Below are 21828 nucleotides of genomic sequence, written 5' to 3'. Positions count from 1 at the left end.
GATGAGTGCCGACGAGAAACGTATTCGGGAATTTGCGTACCAAATCTGGGAGTCAGAAGGGCAACCTGAAGGCCAGGGTGAGCGCCATTGGGAAATGGCCCGCAAACTGGCCGAAGCTGAAGCGTTGGCACCCGATAAAAAGGATGTGCGCAAGACGGCCAAGCCCAAGTTGCCCAAGGTTGACGGCGTAGCTGACACTCAGCCGGTAGCGTCCAAGCCCGTCGCAAAAGCGGCCTCCAAACCGACTTCCAGAGCGGCAGCGGCTCCGGTAGCAGCGTCTGCAAAGAAGCCAGGCACACCCCGTAAACCCTCCGCGACCTGACCTAATAATCTCGCGAAGTGTAAGGCCGTAGGGATGGGTTTAACCTCCGATACCTGCGGCAGTTCCGATTGAACTAACCACCCACATTAGGGCTTCTGACGCCCGCGGTGAAGACTTCGGCCGCGTACCAGAAAGCATCAAACCGCAGGGAATGTTTATGAGTACGTCACACACTAAAGCATCAAAGGATCTGGGTGAGGAACAAACACCTTCATCAAAAGACAGTAGTGAGCAAGTAACTTCACGAATCCGTGAGGGGCTTCCCTTTCCGCTGGGTGCCAATTGGGACGGCCTGGGCGTCAACTTCGCGCTGTTCTCCGCCCACGCCACCAAAGTTGAGCTTTGCCTGTTCGACTCCAGTGGTGAAGTGGAGTTGGAACGTATTGAGTTGCCTGAATACACCGATGAGATTTTTCATGGCTACTTGCCCGATGCCCACCCGGGCTTGATCTACGGCTATCGGGTGTACGGTCCTTACGATCCGCAAAAAGGCCATCGTTTCAATCACAACAAATTGCTGATCGATCCCTATGCGAAACAACTGGTCGGCCAGCTCAAATGGTCTGAGGCCTTGTTCGGCTATACCATTGGCCATGAAGACGGTGACTTAAGTTTCGATGAGCGCGATAGCGCGCCTTTTGTCCCTAAAAGCAAAGTCATTGACCCCGCCTATACATGGGGCCGCGATCAACGAGTCAATGTGCCGTGGGATAAAACCATCATTTATGAAACTCATGTGCGCGGTTTCACCATGCGGCATCCGGCTGTCCCTGAAGACCTGCGTGGCACCTTCTCCGGATTAAGGAACGACGAGGTCATCGAGCACATCCGTAAGCTGGGAGTCACCTCGGTCGAATTGCTACCGATCCATGCGTTTGTCAATGACCAGCATTTGTTGCAAAAAGGCATGACCAACTACTGGGGCTATAACAGCATCGCCTTTTTTGCCCCGGACCCCCGCTACCTTGCTCACGGTAAGATCGCCGAGTTCAAGGAGATGATTGCGCACCTTCACGATGCGGGTCTGGAAGTGATACTTGACGTGGTTTACAACCACACCGCCGAGGGCAATGAGCTAGGGCCGACGTTGTCCATGCGCGGGATTGATAACGCCTCGTATTACCGCCTAATGCCGGACGACAAGCGTTTCTATATTAACGACTCCGGCACTGGAAACACGCTGGACCTCAGCCATCCATGCGTATTGCAGATGGTCACAGACTCGCTGCGCTATTGGGCCACAGAAATGCACGTCGACGGTTTTCGTTTCGACCTCGCTACCATTCTTGGCCGTTATCACGACGGGTTTGACGAACGCCACAGCTTCTTGGTGGCCTGCCGTCAAGACCCGGTGCTGCGCCAAATGAAAATGATTGCCGAACCCTGGGATTGCGGCCCTGGCGGCTATCAGGTCGGCGGATTTCCACCGGGCTGGATGGAATGGAACGACAAGTTTCGGGACACAGTGCGCGCCTTTTGGAAAGGCGACGAAGCTCAATTGTCGGACTTTGCTGCGCGCATGACCGCATCTGGGCAGATGTTCAATCAACGAGGGCGCAGTACTTTTGCCTCGGTCAACTTCATAACCGCCCATGACGGATTTACGTTGCACGACCTGGTGTCCTACAACGACAAGCACAACGAAGATAATGATGAAAACAACCAAGACGGCAGCAACAACAACCTCTCTTGGAACCATGGTGTAGAGGGCCCCTCGGATGACCCTGAAATAAATGCCCTGCGTTTACGGCAGATGCGCAATTTTTTCGCCACGCTGCTGTTCGCGCAAGGCACACCCATGGTGGTAGCAGGTGATGAATTTGCCCGCACTCAACACGGCAATAACAACGCCTACTGCCAAGACAGCGAGATTGGCTGGGTCAATTGGAACCTGGACGAAGACGGCAAATCGTTACTTAAATTTGTCCGCCGTTTGATCAAGCTGCGCCAAAGCTATCCGATCCTGCGACGTGGGCGTTTTCTGGTGGGCGACTACAACGAAGAAATCGGTGTCAAGGACGTGACGTGGCTCGCGCCAACCGGCAGTGAAATGACCATTGAGCAGTGGGAAGACACTAATGGCCGCTGCTTGGGCATGTTGATGGATGGCCGTGCGCAAGTAACGGGGATCCGACGCCCCGGTGCAGACGCAACGTTGATGTTAGTAGTTAATTCACACCACGAGGTGGTCAGCTTCACGTTGCCCGAAGTTCCGGAAGGCGTTTATTGGACCCGTTTGGTCGATACCAACGAGCCGGATATCCGAGGTAATGATCAGCTGCCTTTTGAAACGCAATACGCCGTCACACCGCGATCCCTGCTGCTGTTCGAACTGCATCACGAAGAACAGGCATGAGTCAGGCGCTCGGCGAATTTCTGGGTTGGCGCAAGCACGGTTATGCCGATACGAAAGCGCTGGGCGAATGCTTGCAAGCACTTGTATATGAGGGGCTTGATCAGCTTCCCCTACCCGCCAATGGTCAGACCCTCGCCCGCTGGCGGGGCTTAGCTTGTATAGCCGGTCATGATTTGGGACTGTGCAAGTTGTATGAAGGGCACACCGACGCACTAGCGATCATGGCCGAATTGGTCGCCCCGCCTCCCCCAGTCGGCAGCACCTGGGGTATGTGGGCAGCTGAACCGCCCCATGCCAGAGTTTCTATCAGCATAGATGGTGGCGTGACTAAAAACGGCGATGCACAAGCTGTTCGTTTAGATGGCCGCAAGGCTTGGTGCTCCGGCGCGGCCGTCCTCAGTCACGCATTAGTAACCGCGTGGGACGATGAAAATCAGCAGCAATTGGTGGCGGTTTCCCTAAATCAACCTGGCGTTAGGGTCACCACGCAGGGATGGCGTGCGGTGGGCATGGCCGCCACTGGGAGCGTGGAAGTGCACTTTGAACGGGCGCAGGGCTATCAAGTCGGCTTCCCAGAACAATACCTGTCGCGGTTCGGGTTTTGGCATGGCGGAATCGGTATTGCCGCCTGCTGGTATGGGGCGGCTAATTCCCTCGCAAGCCGCTTGTTAGTGCAGGCTAACAAACACGGAGAACCCCATGCGCTGGCGCATTTAGGGGCGGTCGATACCGCGTTGCACAGCGCAGCAAGCGTATTGCGCAGCAGCGCTCAATACATTGATGATCAACCGACTATCAATGCCGAGCACATAGCGCGGCGCAGTCGAGCGGTGGTTGAAGCCTCTGTCGAACTCGTGATCCAGCACGTCGGCCGAGCATTGGGCGCCGGACCCTATTGCAAGGATTCGCACTTCGCACGTCTGAGCGCTGATTTGCCTGTTTTTCTGCGCCAAAGCCATGCCGAACGAGACCTCGCCGCGCTTGGGCAACTCACCAGTAATTCATTTACCAACCACTCACTCGACAGTGAGCCAGACGTTGGCCGTCAGCCGACAAGGATGTGGGGGCTATGAGCGTAAATTTGATAGTTGGCGAGGGCACGTCGCTACAAACCTGGAATCACTCCAAAAGCTTGGCGCAACTTCCCGTCATGAGCGCTGAACTACTCGTACCCGTTGGTTCTCGGGCGGTGATTGTGGCACCTCACCCCGATGATGAGGTGCTGGGCTTCGGCGGCCTAATGCAACAGCTGGCACAGCTGGGTCGGGCCATGCAGCTAATTTCGGTGACTGACGGCAGCGCCAGCCATCCGGGCTCGAGCACATGGCCGATCGAAAGGCTGGCAGTTATTCGGCCCCAGGAATCCGCAGAAGCGTTGCGCCGTCTTGACTTGCCTTTGCATCGTTTGCAATGGATTCGTGGCGGTTTCCGAGACAGTGCCGTCGCCCAAGATGAACATGGTCTGTGCGGATTCATAGAACGCTACCTGCGCGCCACCGACGTCGTTTTCGTTACTTGGGATCATGACGGTCATAGCGACCACGATGCCGCCGGAAGAGCGACCCTGCGTGCCGCCGAAAACGTGGGTGCGCAGTGTCATCAGGTGCCTATATGGGCATGGCATTGGGCGCAGCCCGAAGATCCAGTGATTCCTTGGCCACGCGCGCGAAAAATTCTGCTTGATCCCATGACCATCGCACGGAAACGTTATGCGGCCCACGCCTTTGCCAGCCAGCTGCAAGGTGATCCCGAAATAGGCCTGCCACCGGTGCTGACCGCCCATGTACTAGAGCGACTGCTGCAACCGTTTGAAGTGGTGTTCCTATGAGCGTCGGCGACCATTACTTCCAGCAGCTTTTTGAACACTGCGACGACCCTTGGGCGTTTAAACAGCGATGGTATGAACGACGTAAAAGAGCCCTGACTTTAGCGGCTCTGACACGTGACCATTACACCGCAATTTTCGAACCGGGCTGCGCCAACGGAGAGCTAAGCGCGGAGTTAGCGCTTCGTGGTGATCGGTTGCTGTGCTGCGACACGTCTAAAATTGCAGTCGATCTCGCCAAGCAGCGACTACGAGGGTTTGATCACGTTAGGGTGCTTCACGCCCGTTTACCGAATGATTGGCCCGACGAAACCTTTGATCTGATCGTTTTCAGTGAATTGGGTTACTACCTAGACCCGCTTGATCTGGACCAATGGATCGACCGAGCTCTCGCCTCGTTGGCATCAAACGGCGAGATACTCGCCTGCCATTGGCGCTCGACCATTGAGGGCTGTCCGCAAACCGCAGACCAAGTCCATAAGCGCCTGCGAGAGCGACTCTCAATGCGCCGATTATTTGCCCATCAGGAGGAGGATTTTTTGCTGGACCTCTGGAGCAGAGATCCGATGTCTGTGGCTCAAAGGGAGGGGTTGCGATGATCGGAATACTGATTCCCGTTCATAACGAAGAGCAGCTATTGAGCTTGTGCCTTCAGACCGTCCTAATAGCCGCTCAGCACCCAGCGCTGAATAGCGAAGCAGTGTTGGTGCTGGTAGTGCTAGACAGTTGTACCGACAGTTCGGCGAATATCGCGCAGGGCCTCGGAGTATTAACCTTGGAGTTGACCGTGCGTAACGTTGGTTTGGCCCGCGCTGCCGGCGCCAGAGTGTTGCTAGAGCAAGGAGTGCGCTGGATCGCCTGCACCGATGCCGACAGCACTGTCGCCGAAGATTGGTTGGTGCAGCAGTTAGCGCTAGAAGCCGATGCGGTATGCGGCACAGTAATACCCGGTCAATGGCACGCAGAGATTCCGCTTGAAGTACAAACTCGCTACTTGCAGGCATATCAAAATGGCGACGGGCATCGTCATATCCATGGAGCCAACCTTGGCGTTAGCGCGACTGCTTACGTCCGTGCCGGAGGATTTCCGCCCTTGGCCTGCCATGAAGACGTAACACTTGTTCAACAACTAGAGTTATGCGGCGCGCGAATCGCGTGGAGTTGCGGCCCCAGAGTAACGACCAGCACCCGACTTGATTGTCGCGCCGCGGGTGGGTTTGGGGATTATCTGAGATCGCTGGTAAATGCTTGAACCGAAGTGAAAACTAGATTCTCTTCGAGATAAAACTCATTCGCCAAGTCCACAATTACGCTGTGTCCGCCTCCCCGCCTTGGTCGGTAGCCGACTCGTTACAAACTCAATAGCGTCTAATAGTTGGCTGCCCGGGAAATCTGTCCTCCCGGCATCAACCACGTTAAACGAACGTTTGCCGTCTATTCTTGATGCGCCGTCTGCATTCCTGACCGGCTCGACTGACCTATGGTTTCACTAAAAAATCGCGCAGCGTCGGCAGTCAAATTGCGATGAATGTCTACCCTGTTTACGCCCTCGGCATCGGTACACAAAATCGCCTGGGTCGCTTGCTGTTCGTCAGAGCAGGGTGCAAGAAACACAAAGTGCCCAGCGCCTGGCAACAATTTGAACTCCGGTGCCTGGGGTAGCTTGCGCGCCAGTGCTTGGGCGTTTTTGTCCAGTGCTAGCAACTGGTCGCCGTCGCCGCTGTACATCAAAACCGGCACATGCACATCCGCCAGCGCGTGGCGGCCGAACATCAAAGTCAGGGGTGCCATCAACATTAAAGCACCCACCCTTGGATCGGCTTCTGGCCGAAGGTCGTCCCGGTCGGCAAGTAATTCGCCTTGAGTCTTGCACGCATCTTTGTCTTCAGGGCGCTCCACGCAATATTTGCGCAGGCGCTGGAGATCAGGCTGAGCCCCGGCCAAAATTAATGCAGTCTCGCCACCGGCTGAATAACCAATCACGCCCACTTGCTGAGCATCGACGTAAGGCGACAACATTGGATCGGCAAGCGCAGCGCTGATTGCTTCTGAAATCTGCAACGGTCGCCCATAGAGATTGCTAAGACTGCCCAACCGGCTGTGATCAAGGTAGTTATCCCCGGGATGGATCACTGCAACTACAACAAAACCTTTTCGGGCAAGGGAGGTAGCAAGATCATGCAGGGCCAGTGGCGTCCCCGTATTCCCGTGAGACAGCATTAGTAATGGGAATCGACCCATTGCAATGTCAGCGTCTTCACTGGCCTCTATCAAGTACCCATCGACCCGGCTGGTCTTTTTTTCGCCGATGGACGGATAAAAGGCAATCGCGTGCATAGGCTGAAGATCTAGGGGATCAAGGAAGGTCAGGCGATGATAGCCCGCACTCCAGCGTCCCGCTGCTTCGACTTGCACCGAAATCAGGCTTGTGAACAAGCAAATCACTAACACCGCACAAAGACGTACCATCGTCAGGCCCCACCTTTGTAGATCCATATAATTTAGGTGTGCAGCTCACTGCGAGTTTCCGCGCTCTGCACCATCTAACGCTGACAGCGCTGATGAAATAAGAGTAGCTACCCGACGAACAGTGCATAAGCCGGGCCAAGCCATCAAATATCTGTTTAAAGTCACCAAGCATTTTTAGCGTCAGCGTTGATGCATCAATATTACTGCTAACGACATTGGGTTACCTGTCAGTTCTCCGTCAAGATTGATGATCGGTCGTAAAAAGAGCGATAAATGACGCTAAACGAAAAAACTCCATAGCCCTGGCATGACAATGCGGGGCTACGGAGTTTGATAACAACAGTGTTGTCAGGTAATGAAACGCTTAAGCAGCGGCAAACAACGTTTCACTGATCTGCTTTTGTGCGGCAATCATCGCGTTGGCGCGAGGTTCATCACCGTAGGCTAAACCGTGAGCGAAGACGAATTGGATATCGGTGATGCCGAGAAAGCCAAACAGGAGCCTAAGATAGTCTTCGTGACCAACGCTAGACGGTTGGCCAACATGCAGCCCGCCAGAGGTGGAGACGATAATGATTTTTTTGCCGGCGCATAGGCCTTTTGGACCATTCTCATCGTAGGCAAAGGTTCGACCGGTTACGGAGATACGGTCGATCCAGGCTTTCAGTTGAGTCGGCAAGGTGAAGTTGTACATCGGCGCGCCAATCACCACCAAGTCTGCCAATAGAAACTCTTGCAGAATCGCTTCATTGGTATCGACTTCGGCCTGTTGCGCCGGGCTGCGTGCCTCACTAGGCGTGCCACCTGCGGCGAGCGTGGCAGCTGAGAAATGGTCCAGCGGGCTTTGAGCCAAGTCACGGTAAGTCACTTGGCCGCCGGTCTCGACCGCTTTCCATGCCTGAACAACGCTGCTGCTGAGCTGACGGGAGGCAGAGTGATCGCCAAGAATGCTGGAATCGAGATGCAGAAGTTTCATGAAGCTCTCCAAGTAGGAATTGCCGCAAGGGCAATCAAGTACGGATCATCCTACAGTGCAAACTAATAGCTGATTAGTCAGCATAAATGCGATAGTTCGTCCCACACATAGAACAGTCAGGTTTTCCCATGCAGGATCTTAACGATCTGTATTACTTCGCAAAAGTGGTAGAAGCAGGCGGTTTCGCTGCGGCCGGACGTGTATTGGGGATTCCCAAGTCTCGCCTGTCACGGCGAATTGCTGAGTTGGAAACCCGGCTCAATGCCAGCTTACTGCAACGCACCACGCGTAAATTGGCGCTGACCGCCGTGGGCGAGCGTTACCTTCAACATTGCCAGGCCATGCTGCTTGAGGCGGACATGGCAGATGAAGCCGTGGCTTCGCTGTCGGCCGAACCTCGGGGTCGGCTTAGAGTGTCCTGTCCGGTCGGGTTGATCCATTGGGAACTGTCTAATGTGGTCAGTGATTTTGTCGCCAACTTTCCCCAGGTTCAGCTGGAAATGCTGCTGGTCAACCGCCGAGTGGACTTGGTTAACGAAGGCATCGACGTCGCGTTACGGGTGCGAGATATCGGGGACGAAGACCCAAGCCTGATTGTGCGGAACTTGGCTCCAACAATGGCCGTACTGGTTGCGGCGCCCGTGTTGCTGCTCGACCGGATCATTAGCACGCCCCAAGACCTGGCCAGCCTCCCGGTATTGGGTGCCATCGAGGCGGATCGCAAGGTTCATTATCAATTGGTTCACCGCAACGGTACGCGTTGCGAGATGTCCATGGACGCACGGCTGGCCATTGACGACTTCCCCATCCGAAAAACCGCCGCGTTAAGAGGCTTGGGTTTTAGCATGCTGCCCCTGATGAACTGTCGTGAAGAACTGGCCGATGGGCGCCTGGTACAACTGCTACCCGACTGGTCATTGCCCGGTGGCCATCTGCAAGCGGCCTATACCCAACGACGCGGTACACTGCCGGCGGTGCGTGCTTGGATTGATCACATCAGTGCAGCCTTTACCCACGACACAGGGGATCACGGCTGCTTTCAACGGCAATTAGCAAGGATCCCATGATGACCCCAGAACAGGTTGCACAGTTTTGCCTGACGCTTCCGGGCGCCAGAGAAGATTACAAATGGGGGGGTACCCGAGTATTTTCAGTGGTGCAAAACAAAATGTTTGCCGTGCTTGATTTGGCAGGAATGGGTTTGTCGTTCAAGATTGGGCCTGAGCTATTTCTTGGCTATGTCGACCGCGCTGGCATCCGTCCGGCGCCTTATTTGGCTCGAGCTTTTTGGGTCAGCATCGCCCCGCCTTACCCGCTCAGCGACAATGAGCTATGTGAATTACTCACCCGCTCGCATCAGCAGGTAGTAAGTAAGTTGCCAAAGATTCGTCAGATTGGGTTAAGGCTCGATCAGTAAAGATGCCGCGCTAGAAAACGCCCGCCTAGCAGCAAACGATCAAACCAAAACAGCTGATGCAATAAAACGATGAGCCAAAAGATGATTTGGTAAGACAGTTTCCGCGTTTTATGTCGAAAAATTTGCTGCGCGATTAAACCTCCCGGCCAACCACCCAACAGTTCGGCACCGTGCAGGACTTTCTCCGGCATGCGCCACTGCGCATTTTGCGCCTGGAACTTATCTCGCCAGTAAAGAAAGAAGGTGAGCACGCTCATTACGCTATATAACAATGCCGGAACCGCTGAGACATGGCCGATCAGCATCGACAATGCGCCGAAAACCGGCAACGCCCACAGCCCCAACAGAAGAAACAGCTTGAGCCGAAGATGCTGCACAGTCTGTTTCCTCACACGAGAGTGAGCGCTCTGGTCCATTGGTCAGGTCTCTTACGCCGTTACCGACGACCAGTCGATCCACCCGAACTTCCAGGTGGCAAGAATCAGCAAGCCAAAGACAATGCGATACCAGGCAAATGCTGCATAGCTGTGGCTGGAGATGAACTTCAACAGCGCGCGTACCGCGATCATGGCAAAAATGAACGACACTACAAAACCAATCGCAATGACTGGAAAGTCGTCCGGCTGGAACAGATGGCGATATTTAAAGCCCGAATAAATGGCGGCACCGACCATTGTCGGCATGGCTAAGAAGAACGAAAATTCGGTTGCGGTCTTGCGTGACAGACCGAACAACAAACCGCTGATAATCGTTGCACCCGAACGCGAGGTGCCGGGTATCATCGCAAGGCACTGCGCGCAACCGACCTTCAAGGCGTCGCCCCAGGTCATCTCTTCCACCGTTTCGGCATGTACCACATGCTGGCGACGCTCAGCCCACAACATGACTACCCCACCGATTACTAACGCGGTGGCGACTGTGATTGGGTTGAACAGGTATTGGTGAATCAAGTCGGCAAACATGATCCCCAAAACCACCGCTGGTAAAACAGCAATGATCAGGTTCAACGTAAAACGCTGAGCTTCGCGCTGTTTGGGCAGCCCGACGATAACGTCGAAAATCTTGCGCCGAAACTCCCAAACCACCGCCAGAATTGCCCCGAGCTGGATGATGATATTAAACGCCATTGCCCGTTCGCCGCCGAAGCCAATCAAATCAGCGACGATGATCTGATGTCCCGTGCTGGAAATCGGCAAAAACTCCGTCAACCCTTCAACAACCCCAAGTATCGTCGCTTGTGCGGCGGTCCAAAGATCCATCATTCCCCCCATGAGGCGCTGCTCTCGGCATGCCTTATTAGTATGTCTAATTGAAGTGCGTTCGCGACGTCCGATATCTATCGGGGTGACAGTGTGGCCATTGATACGTGAAAAAGGTGTGAGACCCTCATGTTTATGCATAACGCGCCGAAATGCTGACAGACACACGTTATTAACGTTGTACAGTGAACAGTGTGGTGCCTGCTCTATGCGGTTGCATGACAGTAAAAAAAGAATAAAACGTTATGGAGTGGAACCTCATGAACAGTTTGCGCAGTATGTCGATCAGCCGCCGTCTTTGGCTGATTCTAGTGGTCTCGGCAGTTATGCTGTTTATGCTTGGCGTATTGATGCTCAAGCAAATTCACGCTGACCTGTACGCCGGAAAAGCCGAAAAAACCCACCATCTTGTAGAAACCGTCAGCGGCATCCTGACTTACTTTCATGATCAGGAAGTCGCGGGCAAACTCAGTCGCGATCAAGCGCAACAACAAGCGCAGGCAATTGTACGCGGGCTTCGCTACAACCAGAACGAGTACTTCTGGATAAACGATTTGCGCCCTGTGATGATCATGCATCCGGCCAACCAAAAACTCGAAGGCCAAGACCTGTCAGCGATCAAAGACGCCGATGGCATATTTATCTTCAATGAAATGGTCGCTATCGCAAAAACTAAAGGCTCGGGCGCGCTGAATTACCGCTGGCCCAAACCGGGCGCTAGCACTGCGGTAGAAAAGACTTCCTTCGTTCAATTATTCGAACCGTGGGGCTGGGTAGTCGGTTCGGGGGTTTACATCAACGACCTGCAGGAAGAATTTTATGCGCAGGTCTGGAAAGCATCTTTTGCAGGATTCAGCATTGCGTTGCTTATGGCGTTGCTGGTGGTAATGATTTCCAGAAGTATCGTGCGGCCATTACAGGACGCCGTTGATGCTATGGCTAATATCTCTAGCGGCGAAAGTGACTTGACTTTAAGCCTGGATACCCATGGACGAGACGAGGTGACGCAACTTGCGACTCATTTCAACGCGTTCACCACCAAGTTGAAGCTGGTCGTGGAGCAACTGCTGGACGCGGCGGCGGCGCTCGGGTTGGCGTCAACCGAGCTGGGAAGTAGCGCCACCCAAGCGCAGGTCCATAGCCAACAACAATCGCAGCAAATGGAACTTGTGGCGACCGCCATCAATGAAGTGACTTACGGCGTTCAAGACGTCGCCAAGAACGCCGAGCAGGCGGCCAGTGAAATGCGCGATGCGGAAAATCAGGCCAAACAAGGTCAGGTCAACATCGACAGCAGCTTGCGACAGATCGATCTGTTGTCCAATACCATTACCCAGGCAGTAGCCGTCATCCAGACCCTGGCGGCTGAAAGCACGCAGATTGGCAGCGTGCTGGAGGTCATTCGCTCCATCGCTGATCAAACCAACTTGCTGGCGTTAAACGCGGCTATTGAAGCAGCCCGGGCTGGAGAGCAAGGTCGCGGCTTTGCAGTGGTGGCGGATGAAGTCCGCCTGTTGGCACAACGCACACAAAAATCAACGGCTGAAATCCAGACAATGATTGAACGTCTTCAGGGCCATTCCAATGCGGCAGTCAAAGTAATCGGCGACAGCAGCCACGCGTCGCAATTGACTATAGACCAAGCCAATCAAGCCGGTGCAAGCCTGACCTTAATCACCCAAGCCTTGCGCAACCTCAACGGTTTGAATGCCTCGATTGCCAGCGCCACCTTGGAGCAGGCGCATGTGGTCGAAGACATCAATCAAAACGTCACCCACGCGGCAAGCCTGTCACAAGATGCTGCCTACGCCGCAGAACACTCCAGCACCGCCAGCGTGCAACTGCGTACGCTGAGTGATCGGTTGAACACGTTGTTGGGGCAGTTTCGGGTATAGGCTTGCAGCTAATCCAAAGGCAAAACCCGATCCGCTGTAGAAAACCACTTGTTGGCGAGCCACTCACCTGGCGCACCCGCGGAGAAAACCTCGCCAACAAGTCCGATATCTAAAACGCCCCTTTCTCATACACCCCAACTTCCCCGCCATTCTTAACCCGCTTACAATCCCACGCGGATTTTTCCCCGCAGTGCAAGGAGTTGTCATGTCCGGGCTTGAACTATTCGCTGCCGCACTGGGCGTCACTGCTGTGTGGCTGACGGTGAAACAGAACCGCTGGTGTTGGCCCATAGGCCTGGTCATGGTGCTGATGTATACGTGGGTATTTTTCGACGTGAAGCTGTATTCCGACATGCTGCTGCAAGTGTGTACGCCCTGTTGCAAGTGTACGGTTGGTGGCAATGGACACGTCGCAACCCGGCACACCCGGCGCGGCAGGTCAGTTATCTGGATATGAGCTCACTGCTGATGAGTTTGGCTATGGGCGCGTTAGTCAGCCTAGCCTTGGGCACCGTCATGGCGCACTTCACCGATGCCGCTCAACCTTGGCTGGATGCAACGTTGACGGGATTCAGCCTGGTCGCTCAAGTGTGGATGGCGCAAAAGCGTGTGCAGTGCTGGCCGTTATGGATTCTGCTGGATGTCATTTTTGTCGGACTGTTCATCTACAAAGACCTTTACCTCACTGCCGGTCTGTACGCGCTGTTTACCTTGATTGCTGTTGAGGGCTGGCGCGAATGGCGCAACGATCTGGTGCTTTTACGATGAAAGTACTGGTGTTGGCCGGTCCTGAGTCCAGCGGTAAAAGTGAGTTGGCTTCCCGTATTCAAGCGCGTTTCGGTGGCCTGTTGGTCGGCGAATACGTGCGCCATTTCATTGAAAAACATTCGCGCGACACCTGTTATGAAGACATTAACGCTATCGCCCAAGGTCAACTGGCCTGGGAAGATGCCGCACGAGCTGAAATGCCGGAATTGTTGATTCTCGATACCCACCTGTTGAGCAACATACTGTGGAGCCAAACACTATTTGGCAAATGTCCAGCTTGGCTCGAGCTGCAATTATTGAATCGGCACTACGACCTGCACCTATTGCTGGCTCCAGAAGGTGTCGGATGGGTCGGTGACGGCCAACGCTGCCAGCTTTACTTAAGCGATCGCCAAGCATTTTTCAATGCTGGTCAGCAGTGGCTGAAGACCCATTCACGACCGTACCAAGTAATCGGCGGCGATTGGAACTCCAGAGAGAAACAAGCATCCATTACCGTCAACCAACTTTTAACGAAGGTACAAACACGCTCTGATTGCTAAAAAATCAGACTACTGTCCGTTTTTGATACAGCTGAAGCGTTCCAGCCGCTGCATTAGACACATCGCCATCAAAACGCCTTCATGTGTTACATAAATGACACACTCCAATTGCTGCACTCATTGGGGGTACAACGCGGCACAAACTCGGGTCTATCCAATTGGATGTGTATCAAATAAGTTACGACCTCAATTAAATATACCTGCGTTCGTTCGCAATATATTGATTTTATATAAGATTTTTGAAGTGGCACATCTCCTGCTCTCTTTCCTGCATCGCTGATTAGGGCCAGCGCATCTAAAAAGGAGGAGTGTCATGGGGCGTTTCAAAAAAGGATTGTTTAGCCTGCTAACGTTCAGTTGCGCCGGCAGTATGTTCATACACTTACCAGCGTTTGCGGGTGATGGTGTAATTGTTCTTGAACGTACGGTTCAACCGCACGTGGCGACTAGCCCATTAATGCGCCCCGATCCACATCCCACCACTGTCAATTCCAACCCGTCGGGTCAAATTCTTGGGGCCGTTCGCAGCTCCGAATTGTCTGACCGTGATTTTGCTAGCGTCAGCAGTGGTGCAACGATCAGCCATGTATTGATGCAGGGCGGCAGTTTGCGCGGCATCAACGCGATTGACCGCGGGTTGCCAGGGTTAAGCTCGGGCCATTCGGGCGCAAGCACCAATGGAGTCGCCGGACAAGTAACCAGCGCCGTTCAACAAGGCCTGGCACCGCTGCGAATGATGACAGGAGATATGAAGTGAGCCGCTCGGTATTGCTGGTGGCAATGCTCTGTTCCTGCGTAGCGCACGCCGACTCAACCAGTTCGGTATTAGATCAAGCCCTGCTCAACAGTAGTGGGCAGAGTTATCAGGGTAACTTCTCAGTTAACCAAGCCGCAGGCGATCAAACGCAACAAGTCAATGGACGCGTTATCGCTATTGGCACCCAAGCGCGGACAAGCGGCCAATATCGTCAGCAACTCAGCACTCGTGCCGACCCCGCACGGGACGCGCGATCGACCATCGAAGGCAATGCCTTCAGCAACGGCGACGGAATTCTTGGCGTAAACCAGTCATCAGGCGCCAACAACCAACAAATTAACGCTGTGCGCCTGAGCGTCAGTGTTCAGCCGCAAAGCATCGACGACAGCGCTCTGTCACAGCAAAACGTGGCGCTGTTGCAAGGGTCCGGTTCACCCGAACATTCTCCCGGCAACCGCCAGGTCGCTACTAGCGATCAGGCCTTCACCGGTAGTCGTGGAGTTGTTCAGTTGAATCAGAGCGCTGGGGTGGGAAACCAATCGGTGAACACCCTAAGCGTCCGGGTATCGAACTGACCCGGCGGTAGACAGCAACAAATGTTCCAACACTTACCTACCTAATAAGAATGGAGAAACACCATGAAACCTACAATTGCAATCAAGCCTTTGGTCTTGGCACTCGCCGCAATCATGGCTGTAGCCGCTCAAGCGGCTGAACATGGCAGCAACGACCATCGCGGGAACAATGATGATTCCAGCCCTCTGCTGAGCCTTTTAATCAATGCCGGTTCCGCAGCCACTGTCATGGATTCACAAAGCAGCCATAACAACAAGATTCTCAACCAAGGCACGCAAAACAACGCGACTGTCGAAGGTTCTGGCTCTAATGCCAATGGCAACTTGGGAATCAACGTCGCGGGCGGCGACGCGAACCAACAGGACAATGCTGCAGCCATCGCCACCGCTGACGAAAGCTTCATTTTCGGCAGCGCTATATCGGCCACCAGTGCGACCCAAACCAATACCAATAACACAGTGGGTAACTACTCTTCACGCAACAACGCCTCGCTCAGCAACTCGGCCAATGGCAGCTCAGGCAACGTAGGGGTAAACGTGGCTTCTGGCGACTTCAACCAACAGAAAAACAACTTGGCTATTGCCGTGTCTGGCGGTCGTGTCGCCTCCGCATCAGCCTCCGCCAACCAGACGTCCAGCGGCTCCTCCGTCGGCAACTACGCTACTCAGACCTACGACAAAGTAACTCTTAAAGATACTGTCGATGTTAAAGGTTCTTATAAGGGCACAGGCGAAGGCACCGTGGCGAATAACGAAAACCGTGGCTGGGGTAGCGAACGCAGCAATAAAGACAAGCTGTCCTTCACCGAAAGTGGGACCGTTGAGCTGAGCGGCGTTGCGACTTATCAGGTATTGACTCCAAGCGGTTGGGCAAACCCTGTAACCAACAGCGCATCATTGAGCAATTCGTTGAACAACGTCTCCGGCAACGTCGGCGCTAACGTATCTGCGGGCATTGGCAACCAACAAAGCAACTCGCTGTCCATTGCGGCTGGCTGCAAAGCCTGCATGTAAAGCAAATGGTAAATGGGGTTCTCTTAGAGAGCCCCTTTCTTCAAGTCAAACTTGAAGATTAGTGATCTGATGTCGCCGTAATCGCAGAGGGTTTAACCATGCGCAGTACAGCTCTTTTCTGCTTGTTGTTACTCGCAGGGCTGACTCAGGCTGGCCAAATGGCGGTGCCAGGGTTACCAGGTTCGAACTTGGTATATAAGCATATTCAAAGTATTCGCGAGCGCCGGTTCAGCGATTTAGTAGAACAGAAAACTGACTTCAGCTGTGGCGCTGCCGCACTGGCCACTGTATTGCGCCAAGCCTACTGGCTGGATGTCACGGAAAATCAATTGATCGAGGGGATGCTCGTCACCGCAGATCCGAGCATGGTTCGCACTCAGGGTTTTTCCATGCTCGACATGAAACGCTACGTAGAAAGCATCGGAATGCGCGCCAGAGGCTATCGCATCCCAGCAGACAACCTGGACCGCCTCACTATTCCAGTGGTAGTGCTGATGGATATTCGCGGTTACAAGCATTTTGTAGTGATGCAAAAAGCACAGAAGGACTGGGTGTACATCGGTGATCCGGTATTGGGTCATAAACGTTATACGCGTGAAGACTTCGCAAAAGGTTGGAACGGCATCATTTTTGCTGTTATTGGCCCAGGGTATGACAAGAGCAATGCCCTATTGGACCCGCCGCTGCCCGTTACTGCCAAGGGTGGAGTGGATGCCTTCAAACCTGTCCGAGATGCTGAGTTGTTGGAATTCGGCTTTATGAAAAGCGATTTTTTCTAAGGGTTATTTAGTAATTACCTAATAATAACAAGGGCACACGGAGCCGCACATGAACAGTTATCAGTGGTTAGCTGCTGCTGGCCTGGCCGTTAGTTTTTCCACGCACGCTTCTACATCATTTCAACCAATTGAACTCAAAGATCAGGAATTGGCTCAACTTCGCGGTCGTTATGTCATGCCCGACCGTATCGTTTATTTCGGATTGACTATGACCAGCACGTGGCAAAATGCTGCCGGTGAAGTCTTGGGAGCAAAAACGACATTGGACGTTCAACAAAACATTATTAAACCACAATTTTATGTATCGCTTGTTAATCAAAAGGGTAACGGGGCGACGCCGATTAATGGCACTGGTTCTATCACCGGTGGTGCTGGCTTGAACACGATTCAGGGCGTAGCACAAAGCACTCGCACGGCCGGTGACAGCAACAATTCCAGCAATAATGTCGATATTAGCATTCAGCAAAACGGACAAGTTCCCCCGACTGTAACCAATCAGGGCCAACTTTTGAACAGCGGCGCAACCATCAGCACCGCCAATGGCGCAGGGGCGTTGTCGGTATCAGCAGTCAATGGCGGCGTGCAATTAGCCATTCAAGGCAGTAATAATCAAGGAGACGCCTTACAGCGCATTGCGGCCGGCGGAGTGTCACAGGCGGTCAACCTGATTGGCTCTGGCAACCAAGTTCAAAACTTGACACAACTCAATATTGTGCTAGGAAACGAACTCCCTTCCGCGGGTTCGTTAAATAATAGCCTGGAGCAGTTAAAGGGGCTTCGGTCCCTCGGTTATTGAACTACGCTGTGCCTATAAAAAATACAATAACGGAAGGCAAGAAAATTATGCACCGATCGTTCTCGTTTCACGCGGTTATTTGTTTAAGTGCGTTGTTGCCAACGGCCTTTGTTCAGGCGGCAAGCGACGCAGATGTCGAGACACTGAAACAGGAACTTCTAGAACTGAAACAACGTTACGATGTTCAGCAAAAATCGTTAATGGTGCTTGAACAACGCGTGCGCCAGGTTGAGGACCAACCGGCGATCCCTCAACCCAAAAGGCTGGTACGTTCACCCGCCAGTTCTGTCAACGGCAGCACCGCGTCCTCCGCCAGCATCGGCGGCCATGCTTCGGGTTCATCAACCTCCAGCAGCTCTTACGGCCAATCGCTAAAAGATGATTCCGAGCCAGCGCAGAGCGTGACCAACTTGTATAACGAGGCCAGCGGATTTTTTGGAGGCGGCACTTTCAGTTTGGAGACCGGCCTTACCTATACTCACTACGACACTCACCAGCTAATCCTCAATGGCTTTCTGGCGCTTGATTCAATATTTCTCGGCAGTATCGGTGTCGACCACGTCAAGGCCGATAACTGGACACTGGATTTGACCGGGCGCTATAACTTTGACCAACGTTGGCAATTCGACCTGAACGTACCCGTTATTTATCGAGACACCGCCTACTCTTCGGCGGGGGCAGGCAACTCCAGCACCGGGATTTCCGAGGTCGACGTCAAGCGCGACCCGACGGTAGGAGATATCAACTTTGGGGTCGCTTATAAATTTCTTGATGAAACTGCCAACCGGCCCGATGCGATCTTTACCTTCCGCATCAAAGCACCGACAGGCAAAAACCCTTATGGCATCAAACTACAACGCTCCAGCCAAAACGATAATCTTTCTACACCTGAAAGTCTGCCGACCGGTAATGGCGTATGGTCGGTGACGCCGGGCCTCTCGCTGGTTAAAACCATCGACCCGGCGGTACTGTTTGGCAGCATCGCTTACACTTACAACATGCAGGATTCGTTCAGCGATATCAGCCCTACCGAAGGCATCAAAGTGCCGGGCAGAGTGAAACTTGGCGATACCTTCCAGATCGGCGCCGGTATCGCGTTCGCCTTGAACGAAAAAATGAGCATGTCGTTCTCGGTATCTGACTTGATCGCTATGAAAAGTAAGGTCAATCAAGAGGGTGCAGGCTGGCAAACCATTAGTAACAGCGACGCCAATGCTGGGTATTTCAACGTTGGCATGACCTTGGCGGTATCGGATAAACTGACCATTGTTCCTAATCTCTCGATCGGACTGACGGCCGATGCACCGGATTTTACCTTTAGCGTTAAACTCCCGTATTACTTCTGAGAAGGCTTACATTAAAAGCCCGCGAACATCGCGGGTTTAATGACTAACCTAGCGCCTTCAGCGAATTTGATGTTTATGCAGCAACCGATAAAACGTCGGCCTCGACACCCCCAATACTTTAGCGGCCACGCTGAGGTTATCGCTATGCCGAGTCAGCACGTCACACAGTGCTTGGCGCTCGGCCCGCGACTTATAATCGTCTAGCGTGCCCATGGTGCTAATTACTTCATGCTGCCCCACCAACCCCAAATCCACTGCTTCGATTTGCCGCCCTTCCGCTAATACCAGACCACGTCGGACTCGATTTGCCAATTCCCGAACGTTACCCGGCCAGGCATGTTTACCCATGGACACCAGTGCGTCTTGACTGAAATTACGAGGGCGACGTCCCGTTTCCTGACTATAGAAATGTGCAAAATGATTGGCTAGCATCGCTAGATCGCCGTGGCGTTCACGCAACGGTGCAGTGCTTACTTGCAGGACGTTCAACCGGTAGTACAAATCCTCGCGAAATCGGCCTAGAGCAATGGCCGCTTCAAGGTCGACATGGGTCGCTGCCAACACGCGGACGTCAACTGGAATAGGTTCGCGGCCGCCCACCCGTTCAATATGTTTTTCCTGAAGGAATCGCAACAGGTTGGCTTGTAACTCCAACGGCAAGTCACCAATCTCATCGAGAAACAACGTACCTCCATTGGCTGCTTCTATACGTCCTATCTTGCGTTGGTGGGCCCCGGTGAATGCACCTTTTTCGTGACCGAACAACTCGGACTGAATAAGGTGTTCAGGAATTGCCCCGCAATTGATAGCCACAAAAGGCTTACCTTTTCGGTGGGACTTTTGGTGCAAAGTACGCGCCACCAACTCCTTGCCGGTGCCACTTTCTCCACGGATCAATACTGGCGATTCAGTGGGCGCCAGTTTGCCCAGTAACTTACGCAATTCACGAATGGGCCGGCTTTCCCCCAAAAGCTCATGTTCCAGCTCCCGAACTTGAACCGCTCCTTGGCCACGCAAACGTGCCATGCCGTAAGCACGCCCAAGGGTTACCAAGACTCTAGAAACGTCAAACGGCAGGGTATGAAAATCAAAAAACCACTCACAGACAAAATCACCAAACTGTTGTCGACGTAGGTCTTCAGGACTGACCACGGCGATCCACTCGGTATGACTGCGGGTGATTAAATCCTTAACCGCCTCGGGGTGTTCAACGTGATAAGGCAGAAGCCGAAGCAAACCCAGATCACAGGTACGGTCGACCGCCAATTCCAAAGTGCTGCTGTCTACACCCCAACCAGCATCCCGTAGTGCTGGGATCAATCGATGACAATCGTCGCAGGGATCAACAACCAACAGGCGACGCAGTGGAGCCGATTCATGCATAGAGATTCCTTGACGCCAAATTTTATAACTCTTTTATAAACAGTAAGTTGGCTAGGCCGGTTGTAACATTAGCAAAACATTGACGCTTACATATACCGATTGGCTATATATGACTACGAAAAACAACTAACGGTTAAGGACTGCAGTGCCAATAGGCGGTCTGTTTTATATCGCGCACCGCCCGCAGATCTACTGCTTCAGGCGCTTACCGGTGAAACACAGAGTTATTAGGTTTTTAACAGGCCGTTGTGACTTAACACGACCCTGTGGTCATCAGTAAAGGAACCAGCTGAACGGTAAGCCTACCAACAGCGCTAGAACTTATGCGGCACACAGAGGAATACCCCATGAACACCCCACTGCGCTTTAATGAAGCACTTTTGATCGCGGGTCATGCATTCGAGCCTTTTCAATGCGTTGCTTGGGCCCCGCAAGATGGCAACGGCGAACTTAATTTGACGGTCATTGATCGCACGAATAACAGCATTGGCCGAAAGCGAATTCCCAGCAGCGCTTATTGCGACCCTGCACAACTGGAACACCTGCTGGAACAGGTGCGAGCAGAAATCAGTCAAGGTGGATACAGCTTGAAACCGTGGACGATGCCTATTTGATGCGCTTCAGGTCCACGCCTCGCCAACAAGTTGGCGAGAGGGAGAGGCCATTGACGATTACAGCGCGAGTTCGCTGTTTATCGATAATGCATCAATATGGCAGTAATCCGCGCCTAAAACGGATGCTAATTGCATCGCCCTTCCCAAGCGTATTGGCCCGGACTCAATATCAATCAACACACTAGGGCATTGGAGTTTGGCCATTATTGGCATATCTTTTACACGGCCATCGGTCAGCATTAGAACCCGCTGTTGCTCGTTGGGGCGTTGTTGTTCCCGTATGGCCAGCCAGTGAATAGCCAATTGCAGCGTAGCAAAGAGCGGCGTTCCGCCACCGGCCCCCAACTGGTCAAGCCAAGGGTTCAAACTGGCGCAGGCTTTAAGACCTTGATGCTTCCAGCTGGGAGAGTGACCACTAGCGGTCAACAACGCCAAGCGCACGCGACGTCTGTAAGCGTCATCAAACAGTTGGCTTAGTAAGCCTTTGGCACGACTCAGCGAATGATGACGGCGAGTCGAAGCCGAGGCGTCGACGATCACCAGCCATAACTCCTGAGGCTCACTGCTACGCGGCATGCGAATCAGGTCTTTTCGGGTGCGCGGGCGACCCCGTAACAGTGTAGACACCCATCGAACTGCGCCGTCGGCGCCCTTCCGCGCAGCGCCTCGGTTGCCGCCATGAAGCCTGCCGGGCCGGGGGGTGGCATCCGCCCCCGCGTGTAATCGAGGGCGGAT

The 21828-nt window shown here is 53.5% G+C and carries 22 protein-coding genes and 3 pseudogenes; 19 read left to right on the top strand and 6 right to left on the bottom strand.

Features of this window, described 5'->3' with window-relative positions:
• Position 1: 1 nt before the first annotated feature.
• From QN378_RS06125 to QN378_RS06100, 6 genes and pseudogenes are all read left to right on the top strand, one after another.
• Positions 2-313: pseudogene (locus QN378_RS06125) on the top strand (DUF2934 domain-containing protein); the annotation flags it as partial.
• Between the two features lie 166 nt (positions 314-479).
• Positions 480-2678: a glycogen debranching protein GlgX gene (gene glgX / locus QN378_RS06120; RefSeq protein WP_322203416.1), complete on the top strand. Its 2199-nt coding sequence runs from the start codon at positions 480-482 to the stop codon at positions 2676-2678.
• A complete protein-coding gene (locus QN378_RS06115; RefSeq protein ID WP_322203414.1) occupies positions 2675-3751 on the top strand; it encodes an acyl-CoA dehydrogenase family protein in 1077 nt (358 codons plus the stop codon). The genes glgX and QN378_RS06115 overlap by 4 nt, the downstream gene beginning before the upstream one ends.
• Entirely contained in the window at positions 3748-4506 is a 759-nt protein-coding gene (locus QN378_RS06110; protein ID WP_322203411.1) for a PIG-L family deacetylase, read from the top strand. Before QN378_RS06115 ends, QN378_RS06110 begins: the two co-directional genes overlap by 4 nt.
• Positions 4503-5102 carry a class I SAM-dependent methyltransferase gene (locus tag QN378_RS06105; protein ID WP_322203409.1) on the top strand — a complete coding sequence of 200 codons (600 nt, stop codon included), beginning with the start codon at positions 4503-4505 and terminating at the stop codon, positions 5100-5102. Before QN378_RS06110 ends, QN378_RS06105 begins: the two co-directional genes overlap by 4 nt.
• Entirely contained in the window at positions 5099-5755 is a 657-nt protein-coding gene (locus QN378_RS06100; RefSeq protein WP_322203407.1) for a glycosyltransferase family A protein, read from the top strand. The genes QN378_RS06105 and QN378_RS06100 overlap by 4 nt, the downstream gene beginning before the upstream one ends.
• Before the next feature lie 182 nt (positions 5756-5937).
• Here the strand turns inward: QN378_RS06100 and QN378_RS06095 are convergent, their stop codons facing one another.
• Complete coding sequence (locus QN378_RS06095; RefSeq protein ID WP_322203405.1) at positions 5938-6972, bottom strand: dienelactone hydrolase; 1035 nt, start codon at positions 6970-6972, stop codon at positions 5938-5940.
• A 364-nt stretch (positions 6973-7336) separates the two neighbouring features.
• Positions 7337-7948: an FMN-dependent NADH-azoreductase gene (locus QN378_RS06090; RefSeq protein WP_322203403.1), complete on the bottom strand. Its 612-nt coding sequence runs from the start codon at positions 7946-7948 to the stop codon at positions 7337-7339.
• 128 nt (positions 7949-8076) lie between these two features.
• On the opposite strand from QN378_RS06090, the gene QN378_RS06085 reads away from it, so the two are divergent.
• Both QN378_RS06085 and QN378_RS06080 read left to right on the top strand, forming a co-directional pair.
• Positions 8077-9015, top strand: a complete 939-nt coding sequence (locus QN378_RS06085) for a LysR substrate-binding domain-containing protein (RefSeq protein WP_322203401.1) — start codon at positions 8077-8079, stop codon at positions 9013-9015.
• A complete protein-coding gene (locus QN378_RS06080; protein WP_322203399.1) occupies positions 9015-9365 on the top strand; it encodes an MmcQ/YjbR family DNA-binding protein in 351 nt (116 codons plus the stop codon). The genes QN378_RS06085 and QN378_RS06080 overlap by 1 nt, the downstream gene beginning before the upstream one ends.
• On the opposite strand, the gene QN378_RS06075 is transcribed toward QN378_RS06080, so the two are convergent.
• Together QN378_RS06075 and QN378_RS06070 are read right to left on the bottom strand one after the other, a co-directional pair.
• Complete coding sequence (locus QN378_RS06075; RefSeq protein WP_322203397.1) at positions 9359-9781, bottom strand: DUF1294 domain-containing protein; 423 nt, start codon at positions 9779-9781, stop codon at positions 9359-9361. The genes QN378_RS06080 and QN378_RS06075 overlap by 7 nt on opposite strands.
• 12 nt (positions 9782-9793) lie before the next feature.
• Positions 9794-10624 carry an undecaprenyl-diphosphate phosphatase gene (locus QN378_RS06070; RefSeq protein ID WP_322203395.1) on the bottom strand — a complete coding sequence of 277 codons (831 nt, stop codon included), beginning with the start codon at positions 10622-10624 and terminating at the stop codon, positions 9794-9796.
• Between the two features lie 245 nt (positions 10625-10869).
• Here QN378_RS06070 and QN378_RS23530 point away from each other — a divergent pair.
• From QN378_RS23530 to QN378_RS06025, 10 genes and pseudogenes are all read left to right on the top strand, one after another.
• Positions 10870-11658: pseudogene (locus QN378_RS23530) on the top strand (cache domain-containing protein); the annotation flags it as partial.
• 126 nt (positions 11659-11784) lie between these two features.
• The gene (locus QN378_RS23525; RefSeq protein WP_407074047.1) at positions 11785-12519 is read left to right on the top strand and encodes a methyl-accepting chemotaxis protein; all 735 of its coding nucleotides are present in this window, start codon (positions 11785-11787) and stop codon (positions 12517-12519) included.
• A 205-nt stretch (positions 12520-12724) separates the two neighbouring features.
• Positions 12725-13287, top strand: a pseudogene (gene pnuC, locus QN378_RS06060) (nicotinamide riboside transporter PnuC).
• Positions 13284-13829: an AAA family ATPase gene (locus tag QN378_RS06055; protein ID WP_322203389.1), complete on the top strand. Its 546-nt coding sequence runs from the start codon at positions 13284-13286 to the stop codon at positions 13827-13829. The pseudogene pnuC and the gene QN378_RS06055 overlap by 4 nt, the downstream one beginning before the upstream one ends.
• A 313-nt stretch (positions 13830-14142) precedes the next feature.
• Positions 14143-14586, top strand: coding sequence for a hypothetical protein (locus QN378_RS06050; protein ID WP_322203387.1), 444 nt, complete (start codon positions 14143-14145; stop codon positions 14584-14586).
• Positions 14583-15161, top strand: coding sequence for an adhesin (locus tag QN378_RS06045; protein ID WP_322203385.1), 579 nt, complete (start codon positions 14583-14585; stop codon positions 15159-15161). The genes QN378_RS06050 and QN378_RS06045 overlap by 4 nt, the downstream gene beginning before the upstream one ends.
• A gap of 63 nt (positions 15162-15224) precedes the next feature.
• The gene (locus QN378_RS06040; RefSeq protein ID WP_322203383.1) at positions 15225-16175 is read left to right on the top strand and encodes a heme utilization protein; all 951 of its coding nucleotides are present in this window, start codon (positions 15225-15227) and stop codon (positions 16173-16175) included.
• 98 nt (positions 16176-16273) lie between these two features.
• Positions 16274-16954: a C39 family peptidase gene (locus tag QN378_RS06035; protein WP_322203381.1), complete on the top strand. Its 681-nt coding sequence runs from the start codon at positions 16274-16276 to the stop codon at positions 16952-16954.
• A gap of 49 nt (positions 16955-17003) precedes the next feature.
• On the top strand, positions 17004-17750 hold the full coding sequence (locus tag QN378_RS06030; RefSeq protein ID WP_323546223.1) for a hypothetical protein: 747 nt from the start codon (positions 17004-17006) through the stop codon (positions 17748-17750).
• 47 nt (positions 17751-17797) lie between these two features.
• On the top strand, positions 17798-19096 hold the full coding sequence (locus QN378_RS06025) for a hypothetical protein (protein ID WP_322203377.1): 1299 nt from the start codon (positions 17798-17800) through the stop codon (positions 19094-19096).
• 57 nt (positions 19097-19153) lie between these two features.
• Here QN378_RS06025 and QN378_RS06020 read toward each other — a convergent pair whose 3' ends face one another.
• Positions 19154-20479 (bottom strand): sigma-54 dependent transcriptional regulator, encoded by a 1326-nt coding sequence (locus QN378_RS06020; RefSeq protein WP_322203375.1) that lies wholly within the window; start codon positions 20477-20479, stop codon positions 19154-19156.
• 347 nt (positions 20480-20826) lie between these two features.
• On the opposite strand from QN378_RS06020, the gene QN378_RS06015 reads away from it, so the two are divergent.
• Entirely contained in the window at positions 20827-21093 is a 267-nt protein-coding gene (locus QN378_RS06015; protein WP_322203373.1) for a hypothetical protein, read from the top strand.
• A gap of 57 nt (positions 21094-21150) precedes the next feature.
• Here the strand turns inward: QN378_RS06015 and QN378_RS06010 are convergent, their stop codons facing one another.
• Positions 21151-21828 carry a vWA domain-containing protein gene (locus tag QN378_RS06010; protein ID WP_407074502.1) on the bottom strand — a complete coding sequence of 226 codons (678 nt, stop codon included), beginning with the start codon at positions 21826-21828 and terminating at the stop codon, positions 21151-21153.

The sequence above is a fragment of the Pseudomonas sp. 10S5 genome (assembly GCF_035019745.1).
Lineage (GTDB): Bacteria > Pseudomonadota > Gammaproteobacteria > Pseudomonadales > Pseudomonadaceae > Aquipseudomonas.
The sequence above is the reverse complement of the archived record's forward strand: the minus strand, read 5'-3'. Positions and strand labels throughout refer to the sequence as shown.

What these genes read in the sequence shown, in the direction of transcription:
- QN378_RS06110 (WP_322203411.1), top strand. Translation starts at nt 3,748, where the DNA reads ATGAGCGTAAATTTGATAGTTGGCGAGGGCACGTCGCTACAAACCTGG.
- QN378_RS06085 (WP_322203401.1), top strand. Translation starts at nt 8,077, where the DNA reads ATGCAGGATCTTAACGATCTGTATTACTTCGCAAAAGTGGTAGAAGCA.
- QN378_RS06105 (WP_322203409.1), top strand. Translation starts at nt 4,503, where the DNA reads ATGAGCGTCGGCGACCATTACTTCCAGCAGCTTTTTGAACACTGCGAC.
- QN378_RS06015 (WP_322203373.1), top strand. Translation starts at nt 20,827, where the DNA reads ATGAACACCCCACTGCGCTTTAATGAAGCACTTTTGATCGCGGGTCAT.
- QN378_RS06080 (WP_322203399.1), top strand. Translation starts at nt 9,015, where the DNA reads ATGACCCCAGAACAGGTTGCACAGTTTTGCCTGACGCTTCCGGGCGCC.
- QN378_RS06020 (WP_322203375.1), bottom strand. Translation starts at nt 20,479, where the DNA reads ATGCATGAATCGGCTCCACTGCGTCGCCTGTTGGTTGTTGATCCCTGC.
- QN378_RS23525 (WP_407074047.1), top strand. Translation starts at nt 11,785, where the DNA reads ATGGAACTTGTGGCGACCGCCATCAATGAAGTGACTTACGGCGTTCAA.
- QN378_RS06075 (WP_322203397.1), bottom strand. Translation starts at nt 9,781, where the DNA reads ATGGACCAGAGCGCTCACTCTCGTGTGAGGAAACAGACTGTGCAGCAT.
- QN378_RS06115 (WP_322203414.1), top strand. Translation starts at nt 2,675, where the DNA reads ATGAGTCAGGCGCTCGGCGAATTTCTGGGTTGGCGCAAGCACGGTTAT.
- QN378_RS06090 (WP_322203403.1), bottom strand. Translation starts at nt 7,948, where the DNA reads ATGAAACTTCTGCATCTCGATTCCAGCATTCTTGGCGATCACTCTGCC.
- QN378_RS06030 (WP_323546223.1), top strand. Translation starts at nt 17,004, where the DNA reads ATGAACAGTTATCAGTGGTTAGCTGCTGCTGGCCTGGCCGTTAGTTTT.
- QN378_RS06040 (WP_322203383.1), top strand. Translation starts at nt 15,225, where the DNA reads ATGAAACCTACAATTGCAATCAAGCCTTTGGTCTTGGCACTCGCCGCA.
- QN378_RS06070 (WP_322203395.1), bottom strand. Translation starts at nt 10,624, where the DNA reads ATGGATCTTTGGACCGCCGCACAAGCGACGATACTTGGGGTTGTTGAA.
- QN378_RS06095 (WP_322203405.1), bottom strand. Translation starts at nt 6,972, where the DNA reads ATGGTACGTCTTTGTGCGGTGTTAGTGATTTGCTTGTTCACAAGCCTG.
- QN378_RS06055 (WP_322203389.1), top strand. Translation starts at nt 13,284, where the DNA reads ATGAAAGTACTGGTGTTGGCCGGTCCTGAGTCCAGCGGTAAAAGTGAG.
- QN378_RS06100 (WP_322203407.1), top strand. Translation starts at nt 5,099, where the DNA reads ATGATCGGAATACTGATTCCCGTTCATAACGAAGAGCAGCTATTGAGC.
- glgX (WP_322203416.1), top strand. Translation starts at nt 480, where the DNA reads ATGAGTACGTCACACACTAAAGCATCAAAGGATCTGGGTGAGGAACAA.
- QN378_RS06035 (WP_322203381.1), top strand. Translation starts at nt 16,274, where the DNA reads ATGCGCAGTACAGCTCTTTTCTGCTTGTTGTTACTCGCAGGGCTGACT.
- QN378_RS06025 (WP_322203377.1), top strand. Translation starts at nt 17,798, where the DNA reads ATGCACCGATCGTTCTCGTTTCACGCGGTTATTTGTTTAAGTGCGTTG.
- QN378_RS06050 (WP_322203387.1), top strand. Translation starts at nt 14,143, where the DNA reads ATGGGGCGTTTCAAAAAAGGATTGTTTAGCCTGCTAACGTTCAGTTGC.